The organism is Mesorhizobium sp. PL10, assembly GCF_053714315.1.
Genome location: NZ_JBSKBR010000104.1, coordinates 1 through 2,544 on the forward strand (window position 1 = coordinate 1; position 2,544 = coordinate 2,544).

Annotated in this window: 2 protein-coding genes; both read right to left on the bottom strand. The window is 56.4% G+C overall.

Translation table 11 applies throughout. From position 1 onward, the window contains the following. A partial coding sequence (locus ACWGTO_RS33075; protein WP_454578895.1) for an Ig-like domain-containing protein occupies nucleotides 1-868 on the bottom strand: 868 nt, incomplete at its 3' end. Nucleotides 869-878: 10 nt separating this feature from the next. Continuing rightward, nucleotides 879-1,349, bottom strand: a complete 471-nt coding sequence (locus ACWGTO_RS33080; protein ID WP_454578896.1) for a hypothetical protein — start codon at nucleotides 1,347-1,349, stop codon at nucleotides 879-881. Between the last annotated feature and the right edge of the window lie 1,195 nt (nucleotides 1,350-2,544).

The following is a 2,544-nucleotide window of genomic DNA, read 5'->3' on the forward strand; positions in this document are numbered from 1 at the left end:
CGCTGGCCGTGCCGGGCTGGTCGTCGGCGATCGACACCGTCGGGTTGGCGGTATCCACCGCAACCGTGTCGGCCCCCCCAGCGCCAGCGTTGCCGGCAGTGTCGGTGTAACTGCCGGCCGCTACCGAAACGGAGCCAAGGCCACTAAACCCGTCTGCTGCGGTGAACTTCGCCATATAATGCGAAGCGTCAATCATCACAAAATCAGTCAGCGTGCCGTGGGTTGCCGTGACGTCGTCTAAAGTGAAGCCCGTCACCGGGCCAACAAAAGTGAACGTCACGACCGAATTGTTGTCGCTATCACTTAATGCAGAATCGACAATATTGACGTATACAGGAACACGTCCGTCGCTATCGAGAACGGTAACCCGCTCGATCGCGGAGACCTTAAGATTGATAGTGCTGAACGTAAATTCTGCCTGACCTGCTTGGCCAGTATTCGAGTTCGAATTTGCGGCAACGAAAGCACGGAATTGAGCAATTTCAGCGCTAAACGCCGTCATGAATGACGTATTGGCCAGTTGATCATTGCTTAGGTAGATAGCAAGTGTATCGATCTCGGCAGTGCCTTTCGCAGCATTGCCGTTGCCGCCGTCATAGATGTCGTAGCCCGAAAAGGCTGTTTGTCCGGCGGTCGTCCCTGTGCCGTATACCAGGCTACCAAACTTGTACTGATTTTCCCACGCGCGATAGATAAGCGTGTCCGCTCCCGATCCGCCCAGGACCGTATCGAAACCACTGCCTCCATCGAGCGTATCGGCGCCTGACCCGCCATTCAGGCGATCGCTTCCGGCGCCACCCAAAAGCACGTCGTCTCCACTACCGCCAACCAGATTGTCGTTGCCACTTGTGCCAATGGTCGTTGCCATACCCTGTCCCCTATCTCGCTAATTGTTCTTGTCGATCAAGAAGTGTCGACATCCACCTGCCGCTTGCGGCGGGGTGGCTCAAAAATTGTGAACCTGTGAGAGCAGGTTCGCCTTCGCCAACTAACGGCTTGATCCTGGGAGAGAGCGCCGGACCAAATGAGTTCGCATCGAGACCAATGGCATGTGTACCAATGCCAAACGCCCACGCCCGCGTGTCCGGCAAACACAGCTTGATGCCTACTGAATCATCGCAGGAAACAACCGGCTTCGGACCGGTCGAGGCGGAAAACCCATTATCGATAGAGCAAAGTGCGATTCCGGCTAGATCGTTGCTCAGCACATCAAGAGAAACAACGGCAAGCGGAGTGGAAATGAGGATCGTCGCATCTTCGGAAAAGCTGTGGGCGTCATCTCCGGCCTGTGGCGTACCAGAAAGCGACTTCGCAGTTCCGTCGCCGTCTGCGATTTGAGAAGACGCCATTCCAACCCCCTTTTACCCATGCACAGATGCCCCCACATCCGTCTACCGACTGCACTGAAAGACAAACCGCTCCCTATCAAAAAGCTTGTGTCTGTTGTCAGCGCCTCATCCAAGCCGCCGCAAAGTCACCCCTTATGAACAGCCTAACTCAGCAAGGCCGTTCACAGTCGGATGGTGGCTCGATGGTGATGGCTCGCGGCGACATCAATCGCCGCATTGCGTCTCCCTACCCCAATTGCATCATCTACTCGTTGGTTACTGATCACGAGCTTTTATAGAATGCTAAATTAGGAGATTATTAACTCTTCCGAGGTGGAAGCGTCAACGTCCAACTTGGTGGAACAGTTAATAGTCGAAGCCAAAATGCTCGCGAGCAGCAATCTCGCTACGCTGCGGCGCCTTCGTTCGCATGCTACAAATGTATCGCAATGCACGCCACCGACCGAATTTCACCGCCGCCAAGGTCTGCGAAGCCGCAGGCTGCAGAGACGTGACGTTCCGGGAACCAGAGCGGATGCAAATGGCCCATTAGATGCAAGAGGGGCTGCAATCGACAGAACCTTTTTGAAGCGCGCGTCGACACTTGCTCGGCCCATTTCACCGGGGCGCCGCGGTGGCGCCTTCGGTAGTGCTGGCACTCTCTTTCCGGCACGTATTTTGTTCCAATAGCCTTGCGGCGGCGACGCAACTCCACATCGCGTCAGCAGCTTCTTCAGCCCGACGTCGGACAGTTCGAGCTTCGCGGCCAAGTCCCGCATCGGTGAAGACCATGCGAACGCAATAAGATCGTCAGGCAACACAGAATGTCGTTCTGCCACACGTCGCCTTACCTCCATTTTGTTCAGCCAGGCTGCTTCTGGCACGCCTTCGCAGTGTCGATATGACAGGCCGGCCAGTGCCATCTAAGGTCAAATCTGGCAACTCCGACGTGCGCCCGATCGCGCCAGGGATGCGCCTACATCATCAAGGCGGCTGCAGATCGGCTGCACCTGAAGGAGCGCTGTCAGTGAAGCATCAGCGGGACGCTCGAGCAGCGATCTGCTTCCTTTCGTAGTTCCTCGCGCCGCAGGGGGCAACCGGACATTGTCGCGTGGCAGAGCGAGGTTTGGTGCTATCAAGCGAGGGCCACGAAATACGACCGAAGTAAGCGTCCGGAGCTTGCACGTGAGGTCAGGTCTTGACAGGGACTTGGGCT